The 3,679-nt window shown below is 32.9% G+C and carries 4 protein-coding genes and 1 pseudogene; 3 read left to right on the forward strand and 2 right to left on the reverse strand.

Features of this window, described 5'->3' with window-relative positions; all coding sequences use genetic code 11:
• A pseudogene (locus tag ACX12B_RS09610) lies at positions 1-532 on the forward strand (transcriptional regulator); the annotation flags it as partial.
• Positions 529-1,122: an RlmE family RNA methyltransferase gene (locus ACX12B_RS09615; protein ID WP_459353790.1), complete on the forward strand. Its 594-nt coding sequence runs from the start codon at positions 529-531 to the stop codon at positions 1,120-1,122. The pseudogene ACX12B_RS09610 and the gene ACX12B_RS09615, both read left to right, overlap by 4 nt.
• On the opposite strand, the gene ACX12B_RS09620 is transcribed toward ACX12B_RS09615, so the two are convergent.
• The gene (locus tag ACX12B_RS09620; RefSeq protein ID WP_459353791.1) at positions 1,112-2,260 is read right to left on the reverse strand and encodes a tRNA (guanine-N1)-methyltransferase; all 1,149 of its coding nucleotides are present in this window, start codon (positions 2,258-2,260) and stop codon (positions 1,112-1,114) included. The genes ACX12B_RS09615 and ACX12B_RS09620 overlap by 11 nt on opposite strands.
• 60 nt (positions 2,261-2,320) lie before the next feature.
• Here ACX12B_RS09620 and rnhB point away from each other — a divergent pair, with 60 nt between their 5' ends.
• Entirely contained in the window at positions 2,321-2,938 is a 618-nt protein-coding gene (gene rnhB, locus ACX12B_RS09625) for a ribonuclease HII (protein WP_459353792.1), read from the forward strand.
• On the opposite strand, the gene ACX12B_RS09630 is transcribed toward rnhB, so the two are convergent.
• Positions 2,935-3,679: fibrillarin-like rRNA/tRNA 2'-O-methyltransferase (locus ACX12B_RS09630; RefSeq protein ID WP_459353793.1), on the reverse strand; the 745-nt coding region annotated here is incomplete at its 5' end. The two genes, rnhB and ACX12B_RS09630, sit on opposite strands and share 4 nt — an antisense overlap.

The following is a 3,679-nucleotide window of genomic DNA, read 5'->3' on the forward strand; positions in this document are numbered from 1 at the left end:
ACCTGCAAAGAAAACAGCAAAGAAAGCAGAAGCAAAACCTGCAAAACCTAAAAAATTAACTAAAAAAGAATTAGAAGAACAAAAAAGAATAGAAGAATTAACCCCTGAGGAAGAATTAGAAGAACAATTATCTGATGAAGAAATCGAAAATTTCCAAATTGAAAAAGTAGACATGGAAAGACTCACAAACAAAGTTTGTGATATTTTAGCTGAACGTGAATCAGAAGGAATGTTTCAAAGTGAACTGTGGAAGAAACTCAAACTTTCAAGTCGTGATGGTTCCAGATTATCCTTAAAGCTTGAAAGAATTGGTTTTATTACTAGAGAAAAAATGCTTGAAAAGAATCGTTGGACTTACAAATTAATTTTAAAGAAAACTCCTATCAGTACCCAATCTATTGAAAATTCACCCTGCTTGGTCTGTCCTGTTGAACAGAAATGCTCACTTGAAGGTGAAATAAGTCCTAGGAATTGTCAGTTCATTGAAGATTGGGTAATTGCTGAAATGAAAAAACCTGCGAAGGCCAAATGAAATTATTAGATGCACGAAAAGATCACTATCGAAAATTAGCACATGAGCAAGGTTTTCGAAGCAGAGCTGCATACAAACTCAAAGAACTCAACCAGTCTTATCGTATTATTGGTCCTGGTTTTTATGTTCTTGATCTTGGTTGTGCTCCTGGTGGGTGGACCCAAATGGCTGTAAAACTGGCAGGAAATCAAGGGAAAGTTATGGGTGTTGATTTGTCATATGTGGAGGAAATTCCTGGTGCTCATATTCTTAGAGGTGATATTGAAGATGAGAATACAGTTGATGAAGTAATGTCTTACTTTGAGCGTAAAGTTAATGCTGTAATCTGTGATCTTTCTCCAAAAGTTAGTGGAAATTGGTCTGTTGATCATGCAAAGCAAATTTCTCTTAATTATGATTGTACTAAAATTATGGATAAAGTATTGGCACACAAAGGTAACGCTGTCTTCAAAGTTTTTGATGGTGAATATTCTATGGAATTTAGAGATTACATCAAGAAAAAATTTGCCAGAATTAACCTAACAAAACCTAAAGCAAGCAGAAAACAAAGTAGTGAATTATACTATGTCTGCTTGGGATTTATTGGATAGATTCAAAAATTTCTATCACTTGATTGATTTTTGCATCTGTTCGAAATCCTGTTGGATTAAATGATGTTACACTGGCAACAAAATTGTTTTTTTGTAATTTCTCTATGACCTCTTCTAGTTTTGGAGGTGATGATCTCATTTTTTTTGCAACTTCATCTAATGTATAATATGTTGCTGGCATTTCTGATTCTAACAGACATTTGTTTAATGTTTTTTCACAAACTTTATCGACTTGTAAATTTGGAATCTGATTTAACATATTTTTAACAAATTCTTTGTCAAAAATTTTTCCAATCCATAATGGGCCTGCAATACCAATTTTTGATTTACATAATTCACATTCTTGTTTTTGTTCTAATGATACTTCTCTATTTTCACAATTTTTACAATGCAAAATATATCCAATATTTTCTTCTTGGTCAGGTCTGTTTCTGACTTTGACATATGTTCTATAGTAATGCATGTCACTTTCAACAAACATTGGTTCAACCTCAACTCCTAATCTTGCTGCCACCATTCTTAGGCATCCAAGCACCAATCTGATTGCCATCTCATTTCCATATTCTGCCCTAATTGGAATTCCGCCATATTTTCTCTTACAGGCGCTTTGAAAGAGCCCATTTAGTACCTGTAAATCTGTGGCTGCAGTTGATAATACTCCACCATGCATGGTGGCCCTGATCCCACAATCAAAAAATGCTGCTGGAGAGCCAAATGGATCAATATCCACCATTGAACCTCTTTCTCCTTTTTTTGAATAATCACTCAAAAATCTACATACTTCTTTTTCAACAAATTCTACATTTTTAATTTCATTAAGATTGGCAGAATATTCTGCCATCTTTAATGCAGTTGGATTTAGATCATTAATCACTAAATTATCAATTTCTAATTCATTTGCAACACGTAATCCTCTAGCACCAATACCTGATAATCCTTCCAAGAAAATTTTTGGGCCTTGAAAATTTTTTAAAAATGCTGCATATGCAATAATTGAAAAATCTCTGTTTAGTTTTGCTTTTGGATTAAAAAACGCTGGTTCTTTTGGTGGAACTTTTTCTGTAATTGATCCTTTTGGAACTAACAACTTTGTTTTTCCTTCAATAATTTCTTGAAGAGACTCATTTGGAATTTCCAATATTCTTCTATTTTTTCAAAGTCTATAACGGTTTAATACTTGTGCTTTGAGACAGAATTCGTGCAGATTTGTGGAATAGATGATGCAGGACGTGGTTCTATGCTTGGACCATTAGTTATTTCTGGAATTTCCATTGATAAAAGAAAACTACGAAAACTTTCTTCATTGGGAGTTAAAGACTCAAAGAAACTTTCTCCAAAAAATCGAGAATTGCTTTACAAAAAAATTATTGAATTAGTTGATGATTATTATATTACAAAAATTCCTCCAAGATCTATTGATGCAAGTGTAAAGAAACATGGTTTAAATGATCTAGAAGCAAAATATATGGCAAAAGTTGTATCAAAATTAGATCCTGATACATCATATGTTGATTCATGTGATGTAAACCCTACAAGATTTGGCAAAGAAATTTCAAAATTATCTGATAATCATAAAATCAAATCTTATCATCATGCAGACAGTAGATTTGTTGTTGTATCTGCAGCCTCGATTCTTGCCAAAGTTACGCGTGATAGAGCCATTGAGAAATTGAGAAAAAATCATGATTTAGGTAGTGGGTATCCATCTGATTCAAAGACCGTGAAATTTGTGACTAAATATTACAAATCCAATCATTCTCTGCCTACCTTTGTGCGAAAAAGTTGGAAACCTGTACAGAAAATATTGAATGACTAGCCTCTAAACTTTGCAATAACTATTGCATGGTCTTTGTCATATGGATGCAAATCAATTGATTGTAATACTTCGAATTTTGATTGTAGTTTTTGTGTCTCTTCTTCTACAATCTTTTTTGGTGATTTTGTTACATCAATACTTCTTGTTTTAATTACTAGAAAGAAGTATCCACCTTTCTTTAGAAACATTTCACAATTATCTATGGCAATTTCTGTTTGATCAGGTTGTGCAATATCTACATAGACTACATCCACTTTTCCAAATACTGAAAAATACTCTTTTGGTCTTCGTGCATCTTGAAGAATTGGCATAATGTTTTTTCTGTATGATGCGACTCTATCCAAAAAATCTCTTGCAACTCTACTTGCATGTTCTACAGCAAACACAATCCCACTTGGACCTACAATATCTGAAATATGACTTACAGTTGTTCCAGTTGATGCTCCTAAATACAACACTTTGGTTTTATTTTCAAAAGGAAAATCTTCTAACTCATTCATTATTGCAGCTGCTAATTTGCTTCTAAATGGATCCCATAACCTGTATTCTATTCCTTTTTTGATGATCAGTTTTTCTTTATACACTTGATTACCTGGAACTAAATTTTCAGTAGCTAATTTTTGCTGGCCTTCAGATTTTATCCAGAAAAATGATGGATTATCTTCTTCCAAACTGTTTTCTCTTTTTATTTTTATTTGAACTTGGTCTGTCATCTCTACGTCCACCTCTGTCATCTCTACG

The sequence above is a fragment of the Nitrosopumilus sp. S6 genome, assembly GCF_054515815.1.

Bases quoted from the DNA above. Each gene is read 5' to 3' on its own strand.
- ACX12B_RS09615 (WP_459353790.1), top strand. From the start codon at position 529: ATGAAATTATTAGATGCACGAAAAGATCACTATCGAAAATTAGCACAT.